General features: G+C 67.2%; 25 protein-coding genes. 10 read left to right on the forward strand and 15 right to left on the reverse strand.

Going from position 1 to position 23479, the window contains the following annotated elements; all coding sequences use genetic code 11:
* Positions 1–21: 21 nt before the first annotated feature.
* From KTJ87_RS12620 to KTJ87_RS12630, 3 genes are read right to left on the reverse strand one after another with little or no spacing between them, the layout of a single operon-like run.
* Positions 22–762: a lysophospholipid acyltransferase family protein gene (locus KTJ87_RS12620; protein WP_267139479.1), complete on the reverse strand. Its 741-nt coding sequence runs from the start codon at positions 760–762 to the stop codon at positions 22–24.
* Positions 762–1637: a cell division protein FtsX gene (locus tag KTJ87_RS12625; protein WP_267139657.1), complete on the reverse strand. Its 876-nt coding sequence runs from the start codon at positions 1635–1637 to the stop codon at positions 762–764. The genes KTJ87_RS12620 and KTJ87_RS12625 overlap by 1 nt, the downstream gene beginning before the upstream one ends.
* A gap of 23 nt (positions 1638–1660) precedes the next feature.
* Positions 1661–2338, reverse strand: coding sequence for a cell division ATP-binding protein FtsE (locus KTJ87_RS12630; RefSeq protein WP_267139480.1), 678 nt, complete (start codon positions 2336–2338; stop codon positions 1661–1663).
* Positions 2339–2521: 183 nt separating this feature from the next.
* Here KTJ87_RS12630 and KTJ87_RS12635 point away from each other — a divergent pair, with 183 nt between their 5' ends.
* Positions 2522–3481 carry a zinc-ribbon domain-containing protein gene (locus tag KTJ87_RS12635; RefSeq protein ID WP_267139481.1) on the forward strand — a complete coding sequence of 320 codons (960 nt, stop codon included), beginning with the start codon at positions 2522–2524 and terminating at the stop codon, positions 3479–3481.
* Here the strand turns inward: KTJ87_RS12635 and KTJ87_RS12640 are convergent.
* From KTJ87_RS12640 to argH, 5 genes are all read right to left on the reverse strand, one after another.
* Positions 3464–6025 (reverse strand): TIGR02302 family protein, encoded by a 2562-nt coding sequence (locus tag KTJ87_RS12640; protein WP_267139482.1) that lies wholly within the window; start codon positions 6023–6025, stop codon positions 3464–3466. The two genes, KTJ87_RS12635 and KTJ87_RS12640, sit on opposite strands and share 18 nt — an antisense overlap.
* A 37-nt stretch (positions 6026–6062) precedes the next feature.
* Positions 6063–7328 (reverse strand): diaminopimelate decarboxylase, encoded by a 1266-nt coding sequence (lysA, locus tag KTJ87_RS12645; RefSeq protein ID WP_267139483.1) that lies wholly within the window; start codon positions 7326–7328, stop codon positions 6063–6065.
* A gap of 123 nt (positions 7329–7451) precedes the next feature.
* The gene (locus tag KTJ87_RS12650; protein WP_267139484.1) at positions 7452–7763 is read right to left on the reverse strand and encodes a DUF2834 domain-containing protein; all 312 of its coding nucleotides are present in this window, start codon (positions 7761–7763) and stop codon (positions 7452–7454) included.
* 4 nt (positions 7764–7767) lie between these two features.
* The gene (locus KTJ87_RS12655; protein ID WP_267139485.1) at positions 7768–7923 is read right to left on the reverse strand and encodes an argininosuccinate lyase; all 156 of its coding nucleotides are present in this window, start codon (positions 7921–7923) and stop codon (positions 7768–7770) included.
* Positions 7920–9311: an argininosuccinate lyase gene (gene argH / locus KTJ87_RS12660; RefSeq protein WP_267139486.1), complete on the reverse strand. Its 1392-nt coding sequence runs from the start codon at positions 9309–9311 to the stop codon at positions 7920–7922. Before argH ends, KTJ87_RS12655 begins: the two co-directional genes overlap by 4 nt.
* A 23-nt stretch (positions 9312–9334) precedes the next feature.
* Between argH and KTJ87_RS12665 the strand changes: the two genes are divergently transcribed.
* From KTJ87_RS12665 to KTJ87_RS12675, 3 genes are all read left to right on the forward strand, one after another.
* Entirely contained in the window at positions 9335–9907 is a 573-nt protein-coding gene (locus KTJ87_RS12665) for a TlpA disulfide reductase family protein (RefSeq protein ID WP_267139487.1), read from the forward strand.
* Positions 9908–9983: 76 nt separating this feature from the next.
* Positions 9984–10379 (forward strand): hypothetical protein, encoded by a 396-nt coding sequence (locus tag KTJ87_RS12670; RefSeq protein ID WP_267139488.1) that lies wholly within the window; start codon positions 9984–9986, stop codon positions 10377–10379.
* Entirely contained in the window at positions 10376–11347 is a 972-nt protein-coding gene (locus KTJ87_RS12675) for a sterol desaturase family protein (RefSeq protein ID WP_267139489.1), read from the forward strand. The genes KTJ87_RS12670 and KTJ87_RS12675 overlap by 4 nt, the downstream gene beginning before the upstream one ends.
* Here the strand turns inward: KTJ87_RS12675 and KTJ87_RS12680 are convergent.
* On the reverse strand, positions 11314–11889 hold the full coding sequence (locus tag KTJ87_RS12680; RefSeq protein ID WP_267139490.1) for a DNA-3-methyladenine glycosylase I: 576 nt from the start codon (positions 11887–11889) through the stop codon (positions 11314–11316). The genes KTJ87_RS12675 and KTJ87_RS12680 overlap by 34 nt on opposite strands.
* 80 nt (positions 11890–11969) lie before the next feature.
* On the opposite strand from KTJ87_RS12680, the gene KTJ87_RS12685 reads away from it, so the two are divergent.
* The 3 genes from KTJ87_RS12685 (at position 11970) to phbB (ending at position 14919) form a co-directional block, all read left to right on the forward strand.
* Complete coding sequence (locus KTJ87_RS12685; RefSeq protein WP_267139491.1) at positions 11970–12809, forward strand: EAL domain-containing protein; 840 nt, start codon at positions 11970–11972, stop codon at positions 12807–12809.
* A gap of 118 nt (positions 12810–12927) precedes the next feature.
* Positions 12928–14103, forward strand: coding sequence for an acetyl-CoA C-acetyltransferase (locus tag KTJ87_RS12690; RefSeq protein WP_267139492.1), 1176 nt, complete (start codon positions 12928–12930; stop codon positions 14101–14103).
* A 93-nt stretch (positions 14104–14196) separates the two neighbouring features.
* Positions 14197–14919 carry an acetoacetyl-CoA reductase gene (gene phbB, locus KTJ87_RS12695; RefSeq protein ID WP_267139493.1) on the forward strand — a complete coding sequence of 241 codons (723 nt, stop codon included), beginning with the start codon at positions 14197–14199 and terminating at the stop codon, positions 14917–14919.
* 75 nt (positions 14920–14994) lie between these two features.
* On the opposite strand, the gene KTJ87_RS12700 is transcribed toward phbB, so the two are convergent.
* The 3 genes from KTJ87_RS12700 to KTJ87_RS12710 form a co-directional block, all read right to left on the reverse strand.
* Positions 14995–15165, reverse strand: coding sequence for a YdcH family protein (locus KTJ87_RS12700; protein ID WP_267139494.1), 171 nt, complete (start codon positions 15163–15165; stop codon positions 14995–14997).
* 98 nt (positions 15166–15263) lie between these two features.
* Complete coding sequence (locus KTJ87_RS12705; RefSeq protein WP_267139495.1) at positions 15264–16016, reverse strand: tRNA1(Val) (adenine(37)-N6)-methyltransferase; 753 nt, start codon at positions 16014–16016, stop codon at positions 15264–15266.
* Positions 16013–16228, reverse strand: coding sequence for a putative signal transducing protein (locus tag KTJ87_RS12710; RefSeq protein WP_267139496.1), 216 nt, complete (start codon positions 16226–16228; stop codon positions 16013–16015). Before KTJ87_RS12710 ends, KTJ87_RS12705 begins: the two co-directional genes overlap by 4 nt.
* 55 nt (positions 16229–16283) lie before the next feature.
* Here KTJ87_RS12710 and KTJ87_RS12715 point away from each other — a divergent pair, with 55 nt between their 5' ends.
* On the forward strand, positions 16284–17285 hold the full coding sequence (locus tag KTJ87_RS12715; RefSeq protein WP_267139497.1) for a polyprenyl synthetase family protein: 1002 nt from the start codon (positions 16284–16286) through the stop codon (positions 17283–17285).
* Positions 17286–17318: 33 nt separating this feature from the next.
* Here KTJ87_RS12715 and KTJ87_RS12720 read toward each other — a convergent pair whose 3' ends face one another.
* From KTJ87_RS12720 to KTJ87_RS12730, 3 genes are all read right to left on the reverse strand, one after another.
* Positions 17319–18170 (reverse strand): 4-(cytidine 5'-diphospho)-2-C-methyl-D-erythritol kinase, encoded by an 852-nt coding sequence (locus KTJ87_RS12720; protein ID WP_267139498.1) that lies wholly within the window; start codon positions 18168–18170, stop codon positions 17319–17321.
* The gene (locus tag KTJ87_RS12725) at positions 18160–19854 is read right to left on the reverse strand and encodes a tetratricopeptide repeat protein (RefSeq protein ID WP_267139499.1); all 1695 of its coding nucleotides are present in this window, start codon (positions 19852–19854) and stop codon (positions 18160–18162) included. Before KTJ87_RS12725 ends, KTJ87_RS12720 begins: the two co-directional genes overlap by 11 nt.
* 101 nt (positions 19855–19955) lie before the next feature.
* The gene (locus KTJ87_RS12730; protein WP_267139500.1) at positions 19956–21611 is read right to left on the reverse strand and encodes an electron transfer flavoprotein-ubiquinone oxidoreductase; all 1656 of its coding nucleotides are present in this window, start codon (positions 21609–21611) and stop codon (positions 19956–19958) included.
* Positions 21612–21855: 244 nt separating this feature from the next.
* Between KTJ87_RS12730 and greA the strand changes: the two genes are divergently transcribed.
* Together greA and KTJ87_RS12740 are read left to right on the forward strand one after the other, a co-directional pair.
* Positions 21856–22326: a transcription elongation factor GreA gene (gene greA, locus KTJ87_RS12735; protein ID WP_267139501.1), complete on the forward strand. Its 471-nt coding sequence runs from the start codon at positions 21856–21858 to the stop codon at positions 22324–22326.
* Between the two features lie 33 nt (positions 22327–22359).
* Complete coding sequence (locus KTJ87_RS12740; protein WP_267139502.1) at positions 22360–23388, forward strand: hypothetical protein; 1029 nt, start codon at positions 22360–22362, stop codon at positions 23386–23388.
* Positions 23389–23479: the final 91 nt, after the last annotated feature.

Consider the following 23479-nt stretch of genomic DNA (forward strand, 5'->3'; position numbering starts at 1 on the left):
AGGCTTTCATGGAAAGCCTGCCTACCCCCCGAACCCAGCGTCTGCCATCAGGCGGTCCGATGCGGTCTCGATCACCTGTTCCAGCCGCACCATGAACTCGGACTGGTCCTGCCCCGGCGGGATCGGATCAAGGAACTCGACAACCGCCAGCCCCGGCTTGCGGAAGATCCCGGTGCGCGGCCAGAACACGCCGACATTGGTGGCGGCAGGCACGCAAGGATTGCCCAGATTGGCATACAGGATGCCCGTCCCCATCTTGTAGGGCCGCGCCGCACCGGGGGCGACGCGGGTGCCTTGCGGATAGATAATCAGCTGTCCTGCCTCGCCGCGTCCTTCGGCCACCTGCTCGACCATAGCGGCCACGGCGGCGCCGCGCTTGCCCCGGTCCACGGGCACGCAGCCGATCCGCTTGGCATACCAGCCGAGGATCGGCGCCCATTGCAATTCACGCTTCATGATGAATTTCGGGCGCGGCAAGGCGTGGACCAGCAGGATGATGTCGAAAAAGCTCTGGTGCTTGGAGGCGACGATCACCTCGCCCGACGGCACCGTGCCGCGCACTTCGGATCGCAGACCGACCATCCAGGCCGCCGTCCAGCGCACCCAGCCGCAATAGGTGTGCACCGCGCGGAACGCCCAATCGCGCGAGAAGATGGCGAAGGGCGTGAAGAACACCGCCAGCACGGCCATCATCGCGTACATCTGCACCACGAAGATCAGCGAGCGCAGCCAGCGCCAAGCCAGACTCACGGCAGGGGCCATCACATCAACTCCCTCAAGGCCCGGAAGGCCGCGGTGCGCGTCGCCCAGAACGCGGTCAGCGCCGCCAGCGGCGGAATGACCAGTGGCCAGAGCCAGCCCGCGCCCTGAAAGCCAAGCCCGGTCAGGAATCCGCCGCCCGTCTCCGCCCCCGGCAGAAGGGCAATGGCGATCATCGCAAGAACCGTCCCCGCCGCGGCACCGCTCAGCGCGCGCAAGGTGAACCGCCGGACAAAGGCGCGAGCGATATAAACGTCGCGCGCGCCCACCAGCCGCAGCACCCGGATTACCTGCGCATTGGCGTTCAGCGCGGCATTGGCGGCCAAGGTTATCATCGCGCCCGTCGCTGCCGCGATCAACGCCATCGACAGGATGCCCAGCAGACGCAGCCGCTCGGCCGCCCGCACCAGCGGCGCGCGCCACCTTGTGTGATCGTCCAGCACCGCGCCCGGCGCCTCGGCCTGCAATCGCAGCCGCAAGCCCTGCGCATCGTATCCGTCGCCAGTTTCGACCACCTCGATCAGTTGCGGGATCGGCAGCGTATCGACCGGCAGATCAGGGCCGAACCACGGCTCCAGCAGCGCGCGCTGCTCGGCGTCGCCCAGCGGCCGGGCCGAGGCGATGCCCGGCGTCGTCTCCAGCACCCGAAGGGCCGCCTGCGTCTGCGCCTCGACCTGTCCCATCGGCGCCGAGATGCGGACCGTCGCGGTGCGTGCCAGGGCATCGCTCCAGCGGTCGGCGAGCCGTCCGGTGGCCAGCGACAGCGCCAGCGCGAACACCGCAAGAAACGCCATCGCGGCAGCGGTGAACAGCGTCAGCCGCGCGGTGAACCCGGTGGGCGGCACCACGCGGTCGGCCTGCCGGTCGCCCGTCGCCATCGCCAGAAGATCGGCACCAAGGCTCACAGGTCGGCCCCCGCAAGCTGCACCTGCCGATTGCGGATGCGCAGGACGCGCGCCTGCGTCTGCTGCTTGGCCGCGCGGATCAGGTTGATGTCATGGGTGGCGATCAGGATCGTCTTGCCCATGCGGTGCAGCTCGACAAGCAGTTGCAGCAGGCGCAGCGACATCTCCCAATCGACGTTGCCGGTCGGCTCGTCCGCGACGATCACCTCGGGCGCCATGATGATCGCCCGGGCCAGCGCGGCGCGCTGGCGCTCGCCGCCCGACAGCTCGGGTGGCAGCGATCCGCGCTGTTTCGACAGACCGACCCAGGCCAGAAGCTCCTTGAGGTCCGCCGCCTCGGCCCCCGCGTCGCGCCCCGCCACGGTCAGCGGCAGCGCCACGTTCTCTTCCAGCGGCAGATGATCGAGGAACTGACAGTCCTGATGCACGACGCCGACCCGGCGCCGCAGCCACGCGATGTCGTCGCGGCTCATCCCGCGAACGTCGCGCCCGAACAGCTCGATCCGCCCGGACGAGGGGACCAATTCGCCGTAGCACAGCTTGAGGAACGTGGTCTTGCCCGCGCCGGACGGTCCGGTGAGGAAATGGAACGACCCCTGCGGCAGCGACAGGTCGATGCCCGTCAGCAACTCGCCCCCGCCATAGCTGTAGGCCACATCCTGAAATTCGATCACGCCGCCCCCTTGGCGGTGCCCTGCCCCGCACCGCCCGCCTGTTCTAGCCCCTAGCGGCAGAGCGGTGCAATCGGCAGTGCCGCCTCGTGGACCCAAGGGCTTTGAAAAGGCTCAAGCGACTGCTAGACCTACGTGTCAAGGGTTGGCACGTTCGCGGGATGCGGATCTGAGGCGGGGCGAGGGATGCGACTGATCTGTCCGAACTGCGGTGCGCAGTACGAAATCGACGAAAGCGTCATCCCCGATGGCGGCCGGGACGTGCAATGCGCGAACTGCGGCCACACCTGGTTCCAGCGCCCGCCGCATTTCGACAGGGCCCTGGCCGAAGAGCTGGGCCATGCCTTCCCCGAGAATGTCGACATCGGCGACACCCCTCCTGAACCGCAGCGCCCGCCCGCGCGCGAACGCCCCGCAACGCCGCGCCCCGCGCCCGGACCCGAAGCCGCCGCCATGTCCGCCGCTGCCACCGCCGCCCTGGGGGCCGCCGCGTCTGAACGACGCCGCCGCGAATTGAACCCCGAGGTCGCGGACATGCTGCGCGAGGAAGCCGCACGCGAGAAGGCCGCCCGCGAGGCGGAACGCGAAGGGCAGGACGGGCTGGAATCGCAACCCGATCTTGGCCTAGACAGCGGGCCTCGACAGACCGAAGCCCGCGTCGCCCCGACCCGCGCCCATGTGCGCACCGTCACCTCTGAACGGCCAGAGGCGCAGGACGCGGGCGCCGAGCAGCCAATGACCCCCGGCGCCCGGCGCGATGCAGCGCGCCGCGCCGAACAGCTTCCCGATATCGAGGAAATCAATTCCACGCTGCGCCCCTCTGCCCACGCGCGCGGCGGTCCAGCGGACAGCGCGGACACCGACGCTGGCACCGGCAAGACCTCGAACGGTGGCTTCCGCACCGGATTTCTGCTGGTGATCGTCGCTGCCGTCGCCGCGACGGCTGCCTACATCTTCGCGCCGCAGATCGCGGGCGAGGTGCCCGGCCTTGCCGAGCCGCTCGAGACCTACGTTGCCTGGGTGAACGACACACGGCCCAAGGTCGATGCCGGTTTGCAGGACGCGCTGGTACGGGCGCAGGACTTCACCGCCGACATGGTCGAACGCGTGCAGGCCATTCGCGGCGGATCAGAAGCGGTCGAGTAGCCTGCGCAGGTAATCCAGTTCGTCCTCGGGCCGCGTCTGGTCGCCCGACCGGCGCCGAATCTCGTCCAGCAACTCGCGCGCGCGGCGATAGACGTCCTCGCCCTGCAACAGCGATTCGTCCGTGCCGATCTGGCCGTTCGCGCCCAGATCGCGCCCCAGCGGATCGCGGCGCTGGTTCTGGTCGGCCTGCCCAAGCTGTTCGCCCTTCTGCCCCTGACCTTGCTGCTGTTGCTGCGCCATCGCCTCGCCAAGCTCTCGCATGCCTTCACGCAGCGCTTCCAGAGCCTGACTTTGCTGGTCCAGTGCCTCGGCGAAATCCTCGTTGCGCAGCGCCTCCTCGGCGCCGTCCATCGCGCGGCCTGCGCGGCCCAGCGCATCACGCGCCGCGTCGCCTTCGGGTGTGCCCGCGCCGGGCAGACCCTGCGACTGGCGGTTCAGTTCTTGCCGCAAGGCGCGCTGACGTTCCGCAAGGCTTTGCTCTCCGCCTTGCCCACCGGGGGTCTGGCCGCCCTGCTGGCCCTGTCCCTGCTGTTGGCCCTGCTGTCCTTGTTGCCCCTGCTGGCCCTCTTGTCCTTGCTGGCCCTGTTGCCCCTGCTGACCCGGCTGGTCGAACTGTTCCTGCAAATCGCCAAAGGTCTCGTCCGACAGGCCCTGCTGGTTGCGCAGCGTCTCGGCCAGTCCTTCCATCGCCTGCTGGCCCTCGCCCTGCTGGCCCTGCTGGCCTTGGGTGACCTGCATGTTCTCCATCATCTGCTGAAGCTGCTGCAACAGTTGCTCGGCCTCGGCCATGCGCCCCTGTTCCATCAGCTCCTGCAAGCGTTCCAGCATCTCGTTCAGCTGGTCGCCGGTGATCTCCTGCATGTTCTGCTGGTTCTGCGCCTGCTGCTCGCCGTCCTGCCCCTGCTGTTCGGCCAGCTGGCGCATGTAGTCGTTCATCGCCTCGCGCAATTCCTGCATCAACTCGGCGATCTCGTCCTCGTTCGCACCGTTGCGCATCGCCTCGGACAAACGGTCCTGCGCGCGCCGAAGCCGTTCAAGAGCGTCCGACAGGTCGCCCTCCTCGATCTCGACCGCGACATCCCACAGCGCCTGCGAGATCTCGTCGACCTTGTCATCCGAAAGGCCATAGTCGTTGCCGATCTCCAGCCGCCGGATCGCCACGCGCAGCCGCAGATAGACCGTCTGGCTGGTGAACACCTCCTCGGGCCGGAATGAAACCGCCCGCAGAACCTGCGCCACGCGCGGCCCGTTCTCGCGGTTCCACAGAAGCGCGCGGCGCTGGTCGATGATCGCCATCGCCAGCGTGTCGAAGAACCGCCGTCCCGGCAGCGTGATCGTCTCGGGCACAGACTGGCCCGACTGGCCCAGCGCATCGGCCACGTCCAGCGTCACTGTCACCGGCAGGCCCGCCCAGGGATGCTCTGCCATGTCCTCGATCAGCGTTTCGGTGAACTCAGTCCGGTCGCCCGAAATCGGCATCGGCAGATCGACCTCGATGGGATCGCGCGCCTCTGGTTCCAGCGCGAGGCCATAGCGGCGGTCGACAGCGGCAAGGTCCAGATCGAACCGCGCCTTGCCGCCGACCACGCCGTAATCGTCCGAAGCGGTAAAGGGCATCTGCATCTCGCCGGTCGGGCTGCGCTCGGCCTCGCCGTCAAGGCGCACCTGCGGCGCGGCATCAGGCGACACCGACACCGTCCAGTCGCGTCCGCCCGGCCCCTCGATGGCCAGGGTGCCGGGACCGGAGACCTCGAAACTCTGGCTCGGCTCGCTCGCCACCGCCAGATCGTTGCCCTGCCGTCCCGATACGGTTTCCGTCACCGTCAGATCGCCCACCTCGCCATAAAGGCGGATCGTCACGCGGCTCGCCTCTGGCACCTCGAAGGCGCCTGCCGGGATGTCGTTGAGATAGAAGGTCGGCTTGCCGGTGTAGGCGGGCGGCTCCACCCAGCCCTCCCAGCTTGGCCCCGACGCGATGGCGGCGCCGCCGCCGGGCGCCATGTCCGCCACGCTGCCGACCCGCAGGATCGACCCGAACAGAAGCGCCACCGCCAGCGCCAGCAGCGCGACATAGCGCAGGGCAAAGGGATCGCGCGCGGCGATCTTCAGGTCAGGCTCGACGGCGCGCGCCGCCCGCACCCGTTCGGACATCCGCGCCACATGCGCCTGCCAGACGGCGGCCGAAGCCGCATCGCCCGATCCGATCGCCTGCCGGTCCGACAGCGCCGCGATGGGCCGCCCCGGCAATGTCCGGTCCAGCCGGTCCAGCGCCTCGGCCCGGCGCGGCATCCGAAACCGCCGCACCCCCACCACAAGCGCCCAGACAGAGCCCAGCGCCGCCAGCACCGTGACCGCCCAAAGCGCCTCCAGCGGCATGATTTCGTGCAGACCCAGCATCAGCCCCGCCAGCGCGGCGATCAGGATCGACCACAGCGGCCAGAACGCGCGCGCCACACGTTCCGCGGCCATCCCCCAAAGGGTCAGGCGCACGGGCCATTTCAGGTGACGCTCGGCCTCGGCCGGAAACACGCGCTGATCGGTCATGGGCTCCCGTCAGTCTCGGCTCACGCGGGATAGCGGGTCAGAGCCATTCGGGAATGGTATCTCGTTCGATCATCTCGTCAAAGGTCGGCCGCTTTCGAATGACGGCGAAGTGATCGCCGTGAACCAGCACCTCGGGGATCAGCGGCCGGGTATTGTACTCGGACGCCATCACCGCGCCGTAGGCCCCCGCCGACCGGAACGCCACCAGATCGCCCGCCTTCACCGGCGGCATCGGGCGTTGGCGCGCAAAGGTATCACCGCTCTCGCAGACCGGTCCGACCACGTCGAACGGGTGCATCGCCGCCCCCGCCGCAGGCTCGATCACCGGCACGATATCGTGCCAGGCGTCGTACATCGCGGGCCGGATCAGATCGTTCATCGCACTGTCGAGGATAAGAAAATCCCGCCCCTCGCCGGATTTCACATAGGTCACCGCGCTGACCAGAAGCCCGGCGTTCCCCACGATCAGCCGCCCCGGCTCGATCTCGATCTCGACGTCCAGATCGCCCAGCACCCGCTTGACCATCTCGCAGTAATCCGTCGGAAGCGGCGGCGCGCTGTTGGACCGCTCGTAGGGGATGCCAAGCCCGCCCCCAAGGTCCAGCCGGTCGATGGAATGGCCATCGGCACGAAGTTGCCGGGTCAGCTCGGCGACCAGAATATAGGCATCCTCGAACGGCTGAAGATCGGTCAGCTGGCTGCCGATATGCACGTCGAGTCCCACCGCATGCACCCCGGGCAGCGCGGCGATCTCGGCATAGACCTCGCGGGCGCGCGCGATCGGGATGCCGAACTTGTTCTCTTTCTTGCCAGTGGCGATCTTGGCATGAGTCTTTGCGTCAACATCGGGGTTCACCCGCACCGTCACCGGCGCCACCGCGCCCATCGACACCGCCACCTCGGACAGCGCCCGCAGCTCCGGCTCGCTCTCGACGTTGAACTGCCGGATGCCGCCTTCCAGCGCCATCCGCATCTCGTCCTTCGTCTTGCCGACGCCCGAGAACACGATCCGCTCCCCCGGCACCCCCGCCGCCTTCGCGCGCTGGTATTCGCCGCCCGACACCACGTCCATCCCCGCGCCAAGCGCCGCCAGCGTCTTCAGGATCGCCTGGTTGGAATTGGCCTTCATCGCGTAGCACACCAGGTGCGGCAATGGCGCCAGCCCCTCGTCGAACAGCCGGAAATGCCGCGTCAGCGTCGCCGTCGAGTAGACATAGAACGGCGTGCCCACCGCCGCCGCAATCTCGGCGACGGCGACATCCTCGGCATACAGCGCGCCGTCCCGATACAGAAAATGATCCATCGCACCCTTCCACCGGCCTGCCGCCCCGCGACCGCCTTACTCATCTTTGGTCTTCAAATACCTCCGGGGGGTCTGGGGGGCAGAGCCCCCCAGACCCCCCGGCGCAGCCGGGGCGAAACCGGATCAGTCGATCCCGCGCGTCCGCAGGTACAGGTACAGCGGCAACCCGCAGCTTACCCCGATGCAGAACGTCGCGGGGATCGCCAGCAGCGCGAGCCAGTTCTTGCGCGCCCAGGTCTCGGCAATCACCCATACCGTCAGCGCGATGGCGGCAATCGTCAGGTCCCAGGTCAGCCCGGTGGTCGAGGCGTTGACATACCAGGCGTCGATCAGCCCCGACAACCCGGTGCCGGTCTCGTTCATGTAGGTCACGAACCAGTACATCGGATGCACCGCCCCCCAGACCGCAAGCGCCAGGTAGATCAACCGCAGCATCGGCTCAGAACGTCCCCACGATGCCGGTCTTCGCGGTGCCGGTCACGGTGACGCCGGGTTCGGCCTTGACCGGTTCCCTGGCAGGCGGCGGCACCGGCGCGCCGTCGACGCCGCAAGCGGCGAGGCCCAGCAGCGCAAGGGTCAGCAAGATCCGTTTCATCCCATCACCTCTTTCCAGCGGGCGACCTGCGCGCGCACCTGGTCGGGCGCCGTCCCGCCATAGCTGGTGCGGCTGGCGACCGAGTTCTGCACCCCAAGAACGCCGAACACGTCTTCGGTCACAGCATCATGCACCGACTGCATCTCGGCAAGGGTCAACTCGGGCAGATCGCAGCCCTTGGCCTCGGCCATGGCCACCAGCGTCCCGGTCACATGGTGTGCCTCGCGGAACGGCAGCCCGGCCTCGCGCACCAGCCAGTCGGCAAGGTCGGTCGCGGTGGAAAACCCGGATGCGGCGGCGGCCTCGAGCGCGGGGCGGTTGGCGGTCATATCCGACACCATCCCTGTCATCGCCGCCAGCGACAGCAGAAGCGTATCGGCGGCGTCGAACACCTGCTCCTTGTCCTCCTGCATGTCCTTGGAATAGGCGAGCGGCAGGCCCTTCATCACCGTGAACAGCGCCACCTGCGCGCCAAGGATGCGCCCGATCTTGGCACGGATCAGTTCCGCCGCGTCGGGGTTCTTTTTCTGCGGCATGATCGACGATCCAGTCGAGAACCGGTCCGACAGCACGACAAACCGGAACTGCGCCGAGGCCCAGATCACCAGCTCTTCGGCAAAGCGCGACAGGTGCACCGCGCAGATCGACGCCGCCGACAGAAACTCCAGCGCAAAGTCGCGGTCGCTGACGGCATCCAGCGAATTGGCGGCGGGCCGGTCAAAGCCCAGCGCCTCCGCCGTCATGTGCCGGTCGATGGGAAACGACGTGCCCGCCAGCGCCGCAGCCCCCAGCGGGCTTTCGTTCATCCGCGCCCGCGCATCGCGGAACCGTGACAGGTCGCGCCCGAACATCTCGACATAGGCCATCATGTGGTGGCCCCAGGTCACCGGCTGCGCGGTCTGCAGATGGGTGAAGCCCGGCATCACCCAGCCCGCCCCCGCCTCGGCCTGGTCCAGCAGCGCGCCGATCAGCGCGCGCAGCCCCTCCATCGCCGCGTCGATCTGGCCCCGCGTCCACAGCTTGAAATCCGTCGCCACCTGATCGTTGCGCGACCGCGCGGTGTGCAGCCGCCCCGCCGGTTCGCCGATGATCTCTTTCAGCCGCGATTCAACGTTCATGTGGATGTCTTCCAGCGCCGCCGAGAACGGGAAGTCTCCTGTTTCGATCTCTGACAACACCGTGAGCAATCCTTCCCGGATCGCCTCGGCATCGCTATCACTCAGGATGCCAGTGGCCGCCAACATCGCCGCATGGGCCCGCGAGCCTTCGATGTCTTCGGCAAAGAGGCGCTTGTCGAACGAGATCGAGGCGTTGATCGCCTCCATGATCGCGTCGGGACCTGCGGCGAAACGGCCGCCCCACATGGCGTTGGAACCGGACTTTGTCATTGTCGAAAACCCTCGGAGGGAAGATGCGCTGGATCACGATTGCCGCCCTTTACACGGCCCTCGCCATGGGCGCAAACGCCGCCCTTGCCGCAGACACCGCCGCGCTTGAGGCGATGCGCGAAGGGACGATCAAGAAGCTGCAGTTCCATTCCGCCCCCGCCGAGGCCTCAAGCGCCACCTTCACCGCCGAGAACGGCGGCACCGGCAGCCTTGCCGATTACGAAGGCAAGGTGATCCTGCTGAACTTCTGGGCCACCTGGTGCGCGCCCTGCCGCAAGGAGATGCCGTCGCTCGCCAACCTTCAGGCCGAGCTTGGCGGCGACGATTTCGAGGTTGTGACCATCGCCACCGGGCGCAATTCGCCCACCGGCATCCGCCGCTTCTTTGAAGAAGAGGGCGTGACCGGCCTGCCGCAGCACCGCGACGAGAAACAGGCGCTGGCCCGAGACATGGGCGTTCTGGGCCTGCCGGTGACGGTGATCCTCAACGCCGAGGGGCAGGAAATCGCCCGCCTGATCGGCGACGCCGAGTGGGACAGCGACAGCGCCAAGGCGATCCTGCGCGCGATGATCGACGACGGCGCGCCGCAAGGCTGACGCCCCCTCATGACGCAACGCAACGCTTGACCCGCGCGCCTTTGCGCCGCCCATCATGGGCGCCGGGAGGAATGCAATGCCGCTTGCCGTCATGTTGCCGCTTGTGGTCGTGGGGATCGCCGGGATCGTCGGCCTTCTTCACCTGCTCGGCTATACCGGCGGCTTTCGCATGGCGACCGGCGACGACGCCCGCGCCGCGTGGCTGCGGCAATTCCCCGAAGATACCGTGACCGGCGCGGTTCCCTGTTCCACCGGCAGCGCCGCGCTGGTGGACACGGGCCGCGGCCCCGGACTTGTCTGGGCCTTCGGCGCCGACAGCGTCTGCCGGATGCTGGACGGCGGCCGCGCCAGGATCACCCGCCACGGCCTGCGCATCCGGTTCCCCGACTTCAACGCCCCCAGCGTCACCCTTGCCATGCCGCCGGACGAGGCCGCCGCCTGGGCCGCCCGCATCAACGAGAAGAGACCATGACCGACCAGATCACCTTTCCAGACGTCGTCTCGCTTGCCGTGCCGCTGTTCATCGCCGCGATCCTGGCCGAGCTGTTCTGGATCCACTTCAAGGGCCGGGGCGGCCGCTACGAGACGCGCGACGCGATGACCTCGCTTATCATGGGCGCGGGCAATGTCGCCTCCGGCATCCTTCTGGGCTTTATCGCCTACGGCTTCTTCATGGTGCTGTGGCAGGTCACGCCGCTGGACCTCGGCACGGCGTGGTGGGTCATCGCGCTGTGCTTCGTGCTGGACGATCTGCGCTATTACTGGGTGCACCTTTTCGGCCACCGCATCCGCTGGGTCTGGGCGAGCCACGTCAACCACCACTCGTCCCAGCACTACAACCTGACCACCGCGCTGCGGCAGACCTGGACCGGCACCTTCACCTTCATGATGGTGGTCCGCGCGCCGCTGATCCTGCTGGGGTTCCATCCGGCGATGGTGCTATTCGTTGGCGGGCTGAACCTGATCTACCAGTTCTGGATCCACACCGAGGCGATCGGCAAGCTGCCGCGCTGGGTCGAGGCGGTGATGAACACACCCTCGCACCACCGCGTCCACCACGGGCGCAATCCGCGCTACCTCGATTCCAATTACGCGGGTGTCTTCATCGTCTGGGACAGGCTGTTCGGCACCTTCGTCCCCGAGCAGGAGGACGAGAAGGTCGATTACGGCCTTGTCCACAACATCGGCACCTTCAACCCGCTGCGGGTGGCGTTCCACGAATGGGCCGCGATCTGGCGCGACGTGACACGGCCCGGCCTGACCGTTGGCCAGCGCATCCGCTATGCCGTGATGCCGCCGGGGTGGAGCCATGATGGCAGCCGCTCGATGTCGGACGGGATCAAGGCGCGGCACCTCGCCCGCCACCCCGAGGCAGCAGGCACGCCGGGCTTCGAGACCGCCGCGCCTCAGCCCTCGCCGAGCGCGCGCACTTCGGCGTGACGCGGACAGGTCACGACATGGTCGTTGACGATACCGCAGGCCTGCATCCAGGCATAGACGATGGTTGGCCCGACAAAGCGAAACCCGCGCGCTTTCAGATCCTTTGAAATCTGTTTCGACAAGTCCGTCTCGCCGGGGATGTCGGACATCGCCGCGCGCATCGGTTGCAGCGGGCGCCCGCCCGTCCTGTCCCACAGGTAAGGCGCAAAGCCCGGCCCTGCCTCGATCTCAAGGTAGGCGCGGGCGTTGCCGATGGTCGCCTCGATCTTGCCCCTGTGCCGCACGATGCCCGGATCAGCCAGGCAGCGCAGGATCTCGGGCTCGCCCCAGCTTGCGATCCGTTCGGGATCGAACCCCTCGAACGCGGCGCGGAAATTGTCGCGCTTGCGCAGGATGGTGATCCAGGACAGGCCCGCCTGAAAGCCGTCCAGCACCAGCTTTTCCCACAGCGCCCGGCTGTCATACTCCGGCACGCCCCATTCGGTGTCGTGATAGGCGACATACAAGGGATCGTCCCCGCACCATGTGCACCGCTCGTTCATGTCGTTCCCTCATGCCGCTCTTAACCCGACCTTAAACGCCCGCGCGCAGGATGGCGACGGTGCGTGACGGGAGACAGGCGATGAAGCGGCCACGGCGCTGGAACGACACGGAGGTGCCCGACGGGCTGGCCAGCCCGCTCGACGCGGCGATCCGGTCACGCGACGCGGCGACGATGCAGATGGTGCGCCGCGCCATCGACAGCCGCGATGTGCTGCTGGCCTTCCAGCCGGTGATGCAGGCGGCCCGCCCCGATCGCCCTGCCTTCTACGAGGGGCTTCTGCGCGTGCTCGATCCCACCGGCCGCGTGATCCCGGCGCGCGACTTCATCGGCGCGGTCGAGGAAACGGAAACCGGGCGGCAGCTTGATTGCCTCGCGCTCGACATCGGCCTGCGCACCCTGGCCGAACAGCCGTGGCTGCGGCTGGCGGTCAACATGTCGGCACGGTCCATCGGCTATCCGCCCTGGATGCGCACGCTGAACCACGGTCTGTCCGCCGATCCCACCGTAGGTGAACGCCTGATTCTCGAGATCACCGAAAGCTCGGCCATGCTGATGCCCGACATCGTTCAGGTGTTCATGGCGGACCTGCAAACGCGCGGCATCGCCTTTGCGCTGGATGACTTCGGCGCGGGCTACACCTCGTTCCGCTACCTGCGCGATTTCTACTTCGACATCATCAAGATCGACGGACAGTTCATCGGCGGGATCGCCACCACGCCCGACAACCAGGTCCTGACCCGCGCGCTGATCTCGATCGCGCAGCATTTCGACATGTTCACCGTGGCCGAGGCGGTGGAACGCCCCGAGGATGCCGATTTCCTGATCGCCGCCGGGATCGACTGCCTTCAGGGCTATCTCTATGCCGCGCCGACGGTGCATCCGCACTGGGCGAAGACGCGGGCGCTTGGCACCGGGTAACCGCTGTTTGCCAGTCCCCGCCACCCCCGGTATACCCCGGAACACCGGGCAGCGGGGGCTTGCCATGTTGGGCCATCCCGTGAACGTTGCCCCGGCAGGATTCTTACGGGAGAGACCCATGACCAATGTCGTCATCGCCTCCGCCGCGCGTACGCCGGTCGGCAGCTTCAACGGCGCTTTCGCCAACACCCCCGCCCATGATCTGGGCGCCACGGTTCTGCAGGAACTCGTCGCGCGCGCGGGCATCGACGCGTCAGAGGTAAGCGAGACGATCCTCGGGCAGGTGCTGACCGCCGGTCAGGGCCAGAACCCCGCGCGCCAGGCGCACATCAACGCTGGTCTGCCGATCGAATCGGCGGCATGGTCGATCAACCAGGTCTGCGGCTCGGGCCTGCGTGCCGTGGCGCTTGCCGCCCAGCACATCCAGCTTGGCGATGCCGACATCGTCGCGGCGGGCGGGCAGGAAAACATGTCGCTTTCGCCCCACGTCGCGCACCTGCGCGCCGGTCACAAGATGGGCGACATGAAGTTCATCGATTCGATGATCCGCGACGGGCTTTGGGATGCCTTCAACGGCTACCACATGGGCCAGACCGCCGAGAACGTCGCCGAAAAGTGGCAGATCAGCCGCGACCAGCAGGACGAATTCGCCGTCGCCAGCCAGAACAAGGCCGAGGCGGCGCAGAAGGCAGGCAAGTTCAAGGACGAGATCGTTCCCTTCACCGTCAAGACCCGCAAGGGCGACATCGTGGTCGGCGATGACGAATACATCCGCCACGGCGCCACGATGGAAGCGATGCAGAAACTGCGCCCCGCCTTCACCAAGGACGGCAGCGTCACCGCCGCCAATGCCAGCGGCCTGAACGACGGCGCGGCGGGCGTCCTGCTGATGTCCGCCGAGAACGCGGAAAAGCGCGGGATCAATCCGTTGGCGCGGATCGTGTCCTACGCCACCACCGGCCTCGATCCGTCGATCATGGGCGCGGGCCCGATCTATGCCAGCCGCAAGGCGCTGGAAAAGGCGGGCTGGAAGCCCGAGGACCTGGACCTTGTTGAGGCGAACGAAGCCTTTGCCGCGCAGGCCTGCGCCGTGAACAAGGACATGGGCTGGAACCCGTCCATCGTGAACGTCAACGGCGGCGCCATCGCCATCGGTCACCCCATCGGTGCATCCGGCGCGCGCATCCTCAACACCCTGCTGTTCGAGATGCAGCGCCGCGACGCCAAGCGCGGTCTCGCCACGCTGTGCATCGGTGGCGGCATGGGCGTTGCCATGTGCGTTGAGCGCCCCTGATCCGAAAGAAGATTGCAAGGGCGCGCAATATTATTGCGCGCCCTTGCCTTCTGGGATAACACAATTGCCGAAAGCCATACTAAGGAGGAGAGCATGGCCCGAGTTGCACTTGTTACGGGGGGAACGCGCGGCATAGGCGCGGCGATCTCGAAGGCGCTGAAAGAAGCAGGTTTCGAGGTTGCGGCGAACTACGCCGGAAACGACGACGCCGCCCGCAAATTCACCGACGAGACCGGCATCAAGACCTACAAGTGGTCGGTCGCCGATTACGACGCCTGCAAGGCGGGCGCCGCGCAGGTCGAGGCCGATCTTGGCCCCATCGACATCGTGGTCGCCAACGCGGGCATCACCCGCGACGCGCCGTTCCACAAGATGACGCCGCAGCAGTGGCACGAGGTTGTCGACACCAACCTTACCGGCGTGTTCAACACAGTTCACCCGCTCTGGCCCGGCATGCGCGAACGCAAGTTCGGCCGCGTCGTGGTGATCTCGTCGATCAACGGCCAGAAGGGCCAGTTCGCGCAAGTGAACTATGCCGCGACCAAGGCGGGCGATCTGGGCATCGTGAAATCGCTGGCGCAGGAAGGCGCGCGCGCAGGCATCACCGCCAACGCGATCTGCCCCGGCTACATCGCGACCGAGATGGTGATGGCTGTGCCGGAAAAGGTGCGCGAGTCGATCATCGCGCAGATCCCGGCGGGACGGCTGGGCGAGCCAGAGGAAATCGCGCGCTGCGTGGTGTTCCTGGCGTCGGACGACTCGGGCTTCATCAACGGCTCGACGATCTCGGCCAACGGGGCGCAGTTCTTCGTCTGACCCTGCCCGGCGCGAAACGAAAAAGGGCCGCCCCTGTCGGGCGGCCCGAATTCTGTCAGGATGATGCGGCGCGGATCACGCGTTGGCGCTCAGGCGCTCGATCTCTTCCTTGAGGCGAAGTTTCTGCTTTTTCAACTGGCTGATATGAAGTGCGTCGGTGGCCGGACTGCGTTGCGCAGATTCCACCTCAACCGACAAGGCGTCGTGCTTGCGGCGAAGCTGCTGCAGGTGCGCGGTCAAACTCATGGTCCGTCCTCCTTCATGGCTATGAATGACCACAGTGCAGCACGAATTCGCTCGTCTGTCACCTGCGGGTTACAAAGGATTCGCGCAATCGGCTGGTTTCAGCACCAATCCACCGGCAACGCCGCGCCGTCGCGCTGGACCGCCTCGATTTCGGGCCGGAATGGATCGTTCGCGCTGTCCCCACCCCGATCGTGCAGGATCAACGGCGGGAGCATGCGGAACGCAGCGCGCGATCCCTTGCGGGCGTGCAGGATCACCCGCTCGGGCGCGCGGTCCGGATGCGCCTGAAGCGGCAACAGACGCACCGCGCCCAGCCTCGTGTCGAAGGCCGCCAGCAGTTCAGGAAGCCGCTCGACCCGCTGGATGACCGTCAGGGTTCCGCCAGCCACAAGGCGGCGCACGGCGGCATCCACCCAGACCGCCAGCGGCATCTCGCCCCCAAAGGCCACGGCGCGGCCCGCGTCGCGCGCCTCAGTCCCGCGGGAGGGCTGGAAATAGGGCGGGTTCATCAGGACGTGGTCAAAGCCCTGTTGCCGCAGGCCGGGGGGCAGCGCGGCGATGTCGGCCAGGGCCACCTCGGCGGGAATGTCGTTGCGCACCGCGTTGGCCCGGGCCAGCGCGGCATACTCCGGCTGCACCTCGACCCCGGTCAGCGCCAGCCCCGAAACCCGCGCGCCAAGGCAGAACATCGCCGCCCCCACGCCGCAGCCAAGGTCCAGCACCCGCGCGCCCGTGCCCGCAGGCACAGCCGCCGCCAGCATCACCGCATCGCTGCCCGCCCGGTATCCGCTGCGCGGCTGCTCCAGCACAACCTTGCCGCCGAGAAACCGGTCGAGCGTGGTTACCGTCACTGGCCGGTCGGGATCTCGTTGTCCCGCAGCACGGCGCTCGCGCGGAAATGGTCGCTGTCGCGCACCATCATCCGGCGCGGCAATATGCCAATGGAGCCTTCAAGGACGCTCATGTGGACGTCCATCTGGAAGCACTCTATACCCTCGCCCTCAAGGAGCGCCGTGGCGTAGGCGATCAGCGTCGGATCGTTGGTGCGCATAAGCTCTTTCATGGGGCTGATCTAGGATCAGTTCTGCCGCAATGTCGAGACGTTGACTGGAAAACGCATGAGCCTCGATCACGCCGAGACCAAACCGCATGAACGCCTAGCCTCTGCCCTGTCGGGCGACATGGTGGCGGTCAACGCGCTGATCCAGAAGCGTATGGCATCGCGCCACGCGCCGCGCATCCCCGAGGTGTCGGCGCACCTGATCGACGCGGGCGGCAAACGGCTGCGGCCTTTGCTGACGCTCGCTGCCGCGCGGCTCTGCGGCTACGCGGGCGATCACCACATCCGGCTGGCCGCGACGGTCGAGTTCATCCACACCGCGACGCTGCTGCACGACGATGTGGTCGATGAAAGCGGCAAGCGGCGCGGACGGCCCACGGCGAACCTTCTGTGGGACAACAAATCAAGCGTGCTGGTGGGCGACTACCTGTTCGCGCGGTCGTTCCAACTGATGGTGGAAACCGGCTCGCTGCGGGTGCTCGACATCCTGGCCAACGCCGCCGCCACCATCGCCGAGGGCGAAGTGCTGCAACTGACCGCCGCGCAGGATCTTGCGACCACCGAAGACATCTATCTGCAGATCGTGCGCGGCAAGACGGCGGCGCTGTTCTCGGCGGCAACGCAGGTCGGCGGCGTGATCGCGGACGCGGGGGCAGAGGCGGAACAGGCGCTGTTCGACTACGGCGACGCGCTTGGGATCAGCTTTCAGATCGTCGACGATCTTCTGGACTACGACGGAGACAGCGGCGCGACCGGCAAGAACGTCGGCGACGATTTCCGCGAGCGCAAGCTGACGCTGCCGGTCATAAAGGCGGTGGCCGCCGCCGATGACGAGGAACGCGCGTTCTGGCGCCGCGTGATCGCCAAGGGCGATCAGCAGGACGGCGATCTGGAGCATGCGATGGCGCTCATGGCGCGGCACGGAACGCTGGCAGCCACGCGCGACGACGCCATCGCATGGTCGGACACCGCCAAGGCCGCGATCCTGCGCCTGCCGGAGGGCGATCTGCGGGGCATGCTGCATGATCTGGCCGATTACGTCGTGGCGCGGATCAGCTAGGCGGGCGGCGCGCTGCGTCAGGACTGCGTATTTTTACAAAGAAGAAGCCGGGGCGCGGGCAATGGGGCTGGCGGCGGTGGTCCACCAGTCGGGGCACCCGCGCTGCAACGTGGCGGCGGCAGCCTCGGCCTCGGCGCGCGCGGCATAGAGGCCGAAGCACGTCGCGCCAGAGCCAGACATGCGCGACAGAAGGCACCCCTCGGTTGCCGCGATCCGCGCAAGCGCGGTGCCGACTTCGGGGGCGATGTGCTTGGCCGGAGGTTCGAGATCGTTGCGCTGCGCGGCAAGCCAGGCCGCCAGCGCCGCCGCATCCGGCCAGGCAGGCAGCGCGCGCGGCATCGGCGCGTTGTCCTTGCGGCCCAGCGCGGCAAAGACGGCAGGGGTCGGCACCTCGACGCCCGGATTGACCAGCACAAGGTGAAACGGCGGCAAGTGAGGAACAGCGGTCAGCGTCTCGCCGATGCCTTCCATCCGCACCGGACGCGCGGTCAGGCAGACCGGCACGTCGGCGCCAAGCGACAGGATGTCCTTCGGCTCTGGCAGGGCACGTCCGGTAGCGCGGGCCACCGCCAACAGCGTTGCAGCGGCATCCGATGATCCTCCGCCGATGCCGGAAGCGGCAGGCAGATGCTTGTCGAGCGTGATCGCAAGGCCGGACGCCCCCATCAGGGCGGCGGCGCGCATTACGAGGTTGCCACCGTCCACCGGCACACCCGCCGCGCGCGGGCCGGTCACGGTGAACCCCTCGCCGGGTGTCACGCGCACGGTATCGCCGACATCGGCAAAGACCACGAGGCTGTCGAGCAGGTGATACCCGTCGGCGCGCTGGCCGGTCACATGAAGCGTCAGGTTGATCTTGGCGGGCGCGAAGACCTCAGCCGTCATTCGCCACCGCGATCGGCGCCTCGCCCTCGGCCGCGCGCACCTGGTCAAGGCCGACCTCGAGCTTGCGGCGGATGCGCTCGGCGTCTGTTTCCTCGGGGTCGAAGGAAAGGGCGCGGCGCCACTGGAACCGGGCTTCCAGCTTGCGGCCGACCGCCCAGTAGGCGTCGCCGAGGTGGTCGTTGATGACAGGGTCCACCGCCACCAGTTCGACCGCGCGCTCCAGCTGCGTCACCGCGCCCGGGTAATCGCCTGTCTTGAACAGGGCCCAGCCAAGGCTGTCGACGATGTACCCGGAATTGGGCTGCGCGGCGACCGCGCGCTCGATCAGGTCAAGCGCCTCGTCCATGTTCTCGTTCATCTCGACGTAGGAATAGCCGAGGTAGTTCAGCACCTGCGGCTGTTCGGGGTTCAGCGACAGCGCCTTGCGGAAATCGGATTCGGCGCCGGGCCAGTCCTCGGTCTGTTCGCGAGACACGCCGCGCGCGAAGTAGGTCAGCCATTGCTCTGGACGCTCGCTGTCGAAGGTGGCGATGGCCTTGTCGTAGGCGGACGCGGCAGGCGCATACCGTTCCAGCCGCCGCAGCGCGTCGCCCAGCGCGACGTGGGCGACCGTCGACGACGCGAAATCGCGCGACAGCTGTTCCAGCACCTCGACCGCCGCGTCGGTGTTGCCGGAGGCATACAGCGCCTCGGCGCGGCCGATCTCGGCATCGAGATAGGACGGATGGTCGCGCGGCACCTCGGCATAGGCCGCAGCCGCAAGGTCATGAAGCTGGAGGCGGTCCAGCAAGGATGCCGTCAGCAAGAGCGCATCGATATGGCCGGGGCGCAGCGCCTGCGCGATGCGCGCATACATCAGCACATAGTTGGCGTCCGCGTCCGCAGCCAGCGCGCCGCCGACCATGAAGAACACCTCGGCGGCGCCGTCGCGCGCGCTTTCGATCATGTCGAAGTCCAGCCGCTCGCCCGCCGCAAGCTGCATCCGAAGGGCGGCGATCTGGTCGTCGCCGCCGTCCGGGAAGGCCGCGTCGATCATCGCGATGGCATCGTCGTTGCGTTCAAGCTGCGAGAGCACCTGCGCATGGGTGACGATGCCGCGCCGCGACAGGCCGATGTTGCCCGAAATCTCGCCGGACAGGATCGCGTCGGCGGACTCGTAGTCGCCGACCAGCGCATAGGCGAGCGCCTTGTGGTAGAAGCCGAACGCCTCGACGCCTTCGGTGGCGGCGGCGGCATCGAACTGCTCCAGCGCGGTGCTGAACTCGCCAAGACCGACCGTCGCCCAGGCCGTCAGCAGCCCGTCGACAAGCGGGCCGACCCGGTCGCCGGTGTCCAGATCGTCAAGCGCGGTCGCGTAATCCTCGCGCCGGAAGTCATCGCCCAGAAGCGCCATCCAGGCGATCTGGCTGTCGACGCCCATCTCGGCCATGCGCAGCGAAATCTCGACCGCACGCCCCAGATCGCCCGCGCCCAGGAATGAACGCACCGCGTTCTCCATCAGGGCGGGGTTGGCGGGATCGGCCCGCAGCGCCTGCGAGAAATACTCCGCAGAGGCGGTGAAATCGTTGGCGATGATCGCCTGCCGTCCCGCCAGATAGGACCCGGCAAGGCCCTGCGCGGACAAAGGCGCGGCCAGCGTCGCGGCGGCAAGGACAAGGGCGGTCAGGACAGACGGGCGTTTCACGGTGGCGGTGCCTCGCAGAAGAAGATTTGACGAAGACTAGCACTTGCCCCGCGATCCGCAACGAAAGGGCCGCCAAACGGCGGCCCGATCACGGCGGTTTGTTACATGTTGGGGTAATTCGGCCCGTCGCCGCCCTGCGGGACTGTCCAGACGATGTTCTGGGAGGGGTCCTTGATGTCGCAGGTCTTGCAGTGCACGCAGTTCTGGAAGTTGATGACAAAGCGCGGCTCCTTGCCGTCTTCTTCGACGAACTCGTAAACGCCTGCCGGGCAATAGCGCTGCGACAGCCCCGCATATTTCGGCAAGTTCACCGCGACCGGCACCTTGGCATCCTTCAGCTTGAGGTGCGCGGGCTGGTGTTCCTCGTGGTTGGTCATGGAGAAACTGACGTTGGTCAGCCGGTCGAAACTGATCTTGCCGTCCGGCTTGGGATAGTCGATCGGCTTGTGTTTCGACGCCGGTTCCGTCGCCTCGGCATCGGACTTGCCGTGCCTCAGCGTGCCGAAGGGCGACAGCCCGCCGGTGATCGTCTGGATCCACATGTCCAGCCCGCCAAGCCCGAGCGCGCCGTAAAGGCCGTAGCGTCCCGACAACGGCGCGACGTTGCGCACCTTCTTGAGGTCCTTGCCCACGGGGCCATTGCGCAACTCGGTGTCGTAGTCGTCCAGCGTGTCGCCCGCACGGCCAGCCTGCAACGCGGCATGGGCCGCCTCGGCTGCCGCGATGCCGGAATGCATGGCGTTGTGGTTGCCCTTGATGCGCGGCAGGTTCACGAGGCCGACCGAACAGCCCAGGATTGCGCCGCCCGGAAACGCCGCCTTGGGCATCGACTGCGGCCCGCCCTTGGTCACAGCCCGTGCGCCATAGGCAACGCGCTTGCCACCTTCCAGCAGGTCGCGGATCATCGGGTGATGCTTGAGCCGCTGGAATTCCATGTAGGGGAAAAGGTAGGGGTTCTTGTAGTTCAGATCGACGATCATACCGACATAGACCTGGTTGTTGTCGAGGTGATAGATGAACGATCCGCCGGTGTTCTTGGACCCAAGCGGCCAGCCCATCGTGTGCACGACCTTGCCGGGCTTGTGCTTTTCGGGATCGACCTCCCAGATTTCCTTCATGCCGAGGCCGAATTTCTGCGGATCGGAGTCCTTGGCCAGATCGAACTTGGCGATGACCTCTTTCGACAGCGACCCGCGCACGCCTTCGGACAGGAAGACATACTTGCCGTGCAGCTCCATCCCCGGCTCATAGCCGTCGCCGGGGGTGCCGTCGGGGGTCTTGCCGAACTCGCCCGCGACCACGCCCTTTACCGCGCCGTCCTCGCCATAGACGATTTCCGAACAGGACATGCCCGGGAAGATCTCGACGCCCATCTCCTCGGCCTGTTCGGCCATCCAGCGGCAGACGTTGCCCATCGAGACGATATAGTTGCCGTGGTTGTTCATCAAAGGCGGCATCGGCCAGTTGGGGATGCGCACCTGCCCGGATTCGCCCAGCATGTAGAAATGATCCTCGGTCACCTTGACGGTGACGGGCGCGCCCTTGTCCTTCCAGTCGGGGATCAGCCGGTTCAGGCCGGACGGGTCGAGAACCGCGCCCGACAGGATGTGCGCGCCGACCTCGGAGCCCTTTTCAAGGACCACCACGTTCAGGTCGGCGTCAAGCTGCTTGAGCCGGATCGCGGCGCTCAGGCCCGCAGGCCCCGCCCCAACGATCACCACATCGTATTCCATCGACTCGCGCGTCATCTCGGCCATTCCATTCCCTTTCCGCCGCGCCCGCGCCGGGGCTGCGTATCTCTTGCGAATTCTGTCGCTGAACGACTACTTAGGGCGTCACCGGGCGTCAATCACGACAGAACGTAACAACAGGGCCTCAACTCCTGCGCTGCGGCGGACGTTCCCCTTGCAATCGCTTGGCCCAGCAGGTCATCTGAGCGGATTGAACCCTACCCGAGACTGGCGGCCCTGCGCCGCCCGTGTCATTTGTGCGAGAACGGTCATGGACAAGATCCTCCTGACGAAAGACGGCCACGACGCCCTGAACAAGGAACTCAAGCGCCTGAAATCCATCGAGCGGCCCGAGATCATTCGCGCCATCGCCGAGGCGCGCGAGCATGGCGATCTGTCCGAGAACGCCGAGTATCATTCCGCGCGCGAGAAGCAGAGCTTCATCGAGGGCCGCATCAAGGAGCTTGAGGGCATCCTGTCGCTCGCCGAGGTGGTCAACACCGCCAAGCTATCCGGCACGATCAAGTTCGGCGCCACGGTTCGGATCGTCGACGAGGACACCGACGAGGAACGCACCTACCAGATCGTCGGAGAGCCCGAGGCGGACATCGAGGGCGGCAAGCTGAACATCAAGTCACCGCTCGCCCGCGCGCTGATCGGCAAGGACGAGGGCGACAGTGTCGAGGTCCGCACCCCCGGCGGCGAGAAAAGTTATGAGATCCTGAGCGTCGCGTATAACTAGGCGCTGATGGACACGGCGGAGGCCACCCCCGGAATGGCCCGGCAAGACACCGACACACCGACCCGCTTCGCGATCTACAGCCGCGAAAAGCCCCCCGCCGATTTCGAGCGGGTGGAACGGATGTCGCTGATCGTGTCGATCCTGTGGATCATTGCCGTGGGCGCGGCGCTGCTGTTCGTGGGCGGGCGCGCGGGGTCGGACGCGGGCTTTCGCTTTGTGCTGACGATCCTGATCGTGTTCATGCCGGTGGCGATGCTGTGGGTCGGCGTGATGGCCGCCCGGTCCAGCCTTGCCATCCGCGAGGAATCGCGGCGGCTTGAGGTGGCGATCGACGCGCTGCGTGCGCTTGTCATCGACAGCCAGCGCGCGGCACAGGGGGCGGCGAAATCCTCGGTCGAGAAGAAGCTCGAGGAAATCGCGCAGTCGCAGCGCCAGACCGAAAGCGCGATCGCGACCTTCACCTCGATTCGCAGCCCCGGCACGACCGACGAGGACAGCACCAAGCCCGCGATCCCCAAGACCGAGACGACGCCCGAAGGCGAACAGCAGGGCCTTCTGGCGCTGACCGACCCGATCGAGCCCAGCGGCCCGCCGGTGAACGTGTCCGACTTCATCCTTGCGCTGAACTTCCCCGAGAACGCGGACGACAAGGAAGGCTTCCAGGCGCTGCGCCGCGCCTTGCGCGACCGGTCCACCGCACAGCTTGTGCAGGCCGCGCAGGACCTTCTGACGCTGCTGAGCCAGGAAGGCATCTACATGGACGACCTGTCGCCCGACCGCGCCCGCCCCGAGGTATGGCGCCGTTTCGCCCGGGGCGAACGGGGCCGCGCCGTCGCGGCGCTCGGCGGCGTGCGCGACCGGTCCTGCCTGGCGCTGACCGCCGGACGGATGCGGGGCGATCTGGTGTTCCGCGACAGCGCGCACCACTTCCTGCGCAAGTTCGACGCGGTGTTCTCGGAATTCGAGAAGACCGCCAGCGACGAGGACATCTCGCGCCTCGCGGGCACCCGCACCGCGCGGGCGTTCATGCTGATGGGCCGGGTTACGGGGACGTTCGACTAGCGAGTTGCGGCGGGGCCGGCTGGACGTCTGGCGGGACAAGTCCCGCCCTACAGCTCTTGGGTGTCATGCGGACGGCGGGACAAGTCCCGCC

It is taken from the genome of Anianabacter salinae (assembly GCF_019061145.1).
Classification (GTDB): Bacteria; Pseudomonadota; Alphaproteobacteria; order Rhodobacterales; family Rhodobacteraceae; genus Anianibacter; species Anianibacter salinarum.

What these genes read in the sequence shown, in the direction of transcription:
- KTJ87_RS12620 (WP_267139479.1), bottom strand. Translation starts at nt 762, where the DNA reads ATGGCCCCTGCCGTGAGTCTGGCTTGGCGCTGGCTGCGCTCGCTGATC.
- KTJ87_RS12625 (WP_267139657.1), bottom strand. Translation starts at nt 1,637, where the DNA reads ATGGCGACGGGCGACCGGCAGGCCGACCGCGTGGTGCCGCCCACCGGG.
- KTJ87_RS12635 (WP_267139481.1), top strand. Translation starts at nt 2,522, where the DNA reads ATGCGACTGATCTGTCCGAACTGCGGTGCGCAGTACGAAATCGACGAA.
- KTJ87_RS12640 (WP_267139482.1), bottom strand. Translation starts at nt 6,025, where the DNA reads ATGACCGATCAGCGCGTGTTTCCGGCCGAGGCCGAGCGTCACCTGAAA.
- lysA (WP_267139483.1), bottom strand. Translation starts at nt 7,328, where the DNA reads ATGGATCATTTTCTGTATCGGGACGGCGCGCTGTATGCCGAGGATGTC.
- KTJ87_RS12650 (WP_267139484.1), bottom strand. Translation starts at nt 7,763, where the DNA reads ATGCTGCGGTTGATCTACCTGGCGCTTGCGGTCTGGGGGGCGGTGCAT.
- KTJ87_RS12655 (WP_267139485.1), bottom strand. Translation starts at nt 7,923, where the DNA reads ATGAAACGGATCTTGCTGACCCTTGCGCTGCTGGGCCTCGCCGCTTGC.
- argH (WP_267139486.1), bottom strand. Translation starts at nt 9,311, where the DNA reads ATGACAAAGTCCGGTTCCAACGCCATGTGGGGCGGCCGTTTCGCCGCA.
- KTJ87_RS12665 (WP_267139487.1), top strand. Translation starts at nt 9,335, where the DNA reads ATGCGCTGGATCACGATTGCCGCCCTTTACACGGCCCTCGCCATGGGC.
- KTJ87_RS12670 (WP_267139488.1), top strand. Translation starts at nt 9,984, where the DNA reads ATGCCGCTTGCCGTCATGTTGCCGCTTGTGGTCGTGGGGATCGCCGGG.
- KTJ87_RS12675 (WP_267139489.1), top strand. Translation starts at nt 10,376, where the DNA reads ATGACCGACCAGATCACCTTTCCAGACGTCGTCTCGCTTGCCGTGCCG.
- KTJ87_RS12680 (WP_267139490.1), bottom strand. Translation starts at nt 11,889, where the DNA reads ATGAACGAGCGGTGCACATGGTGCGGGGACGATCCCTTGTATGTCGCC.
- KTJ87_RS12685 (WP_267139491.1), top strand. Translation starts at nt 11,970, where the DNA reads ATGAAGCGGCCACGGCGCTGGAACGACACGGAGGTGCCCGACGGGCTG.
- KTJ87_RS12690 (WP_267139492.1), top strand. Translation starts at nt 12,928, where the DNA reads ATGACCAATGTCGTCATCGCCTCCGCCGCGCGTACGCCGGTCGGCAGC.
- phbB (WP_267139493.1), top strand. Translation starts at nt 14,197, where the DNA reads ATGGCCCGAGTTGCACTTGTTACGGGGGGAACGCGCGGCATAGGCGCG.
- KTJ87_RS12700 (WP_267139494.1), bottom strand. Translation starts at nt 15,165, where the DNA reads ATGAGTTTGACCGCGCACCTGCAGCAGCTTCGCCGCAAGCACGACGCC.
- KTJ87_RS12710 (WP_267139496.1), bottom strand. Translation starts at nt 16,228, where the DNA reads ATGAAAGAGCTTATGCGCACCAACGATCCGACGCTGATCGCCTACGCC.
- KTJ87_RS12715 (WP_267139497.1), top strand. Translation starts at nt 16,284, where the DNA reads ATGAGCCTCGATCACGCCGAGACCAAACCGCATGAACGCCTAGCCTCT.
- KTJ87_RS12720 (WP_267139498.1), bottom strand. Translation starts at nt 18,170, where the DNA reads ATGACGGCTGAGGTCTTCGCGCCCGCCAAGATCAACCTGACGCTTCAT.
- KTJ87_RS12730 (WP_267139500.1), bottom strand. Translation starts at nt 21,611, where the DNA reads ATGGCCGAGATGACGCGCGAGTCGATGGAATACGATGTGGTGATCGTT.
- greA (WP_267139501.1), top strand. Translation starts at nt 21,856, where the DNA reads ATGGACAAGATCCTCCTGACGAAAGACGGCCACGACGCCCTGAACAAG.
- KTJ87_RS12740 (WP_267139502.1), top strand. Translation starts at nt 22,360, where the DNA reads ATGGCCCGGCAAGACACCGACACACCGACCCGCTTCGCGATCTACAGC.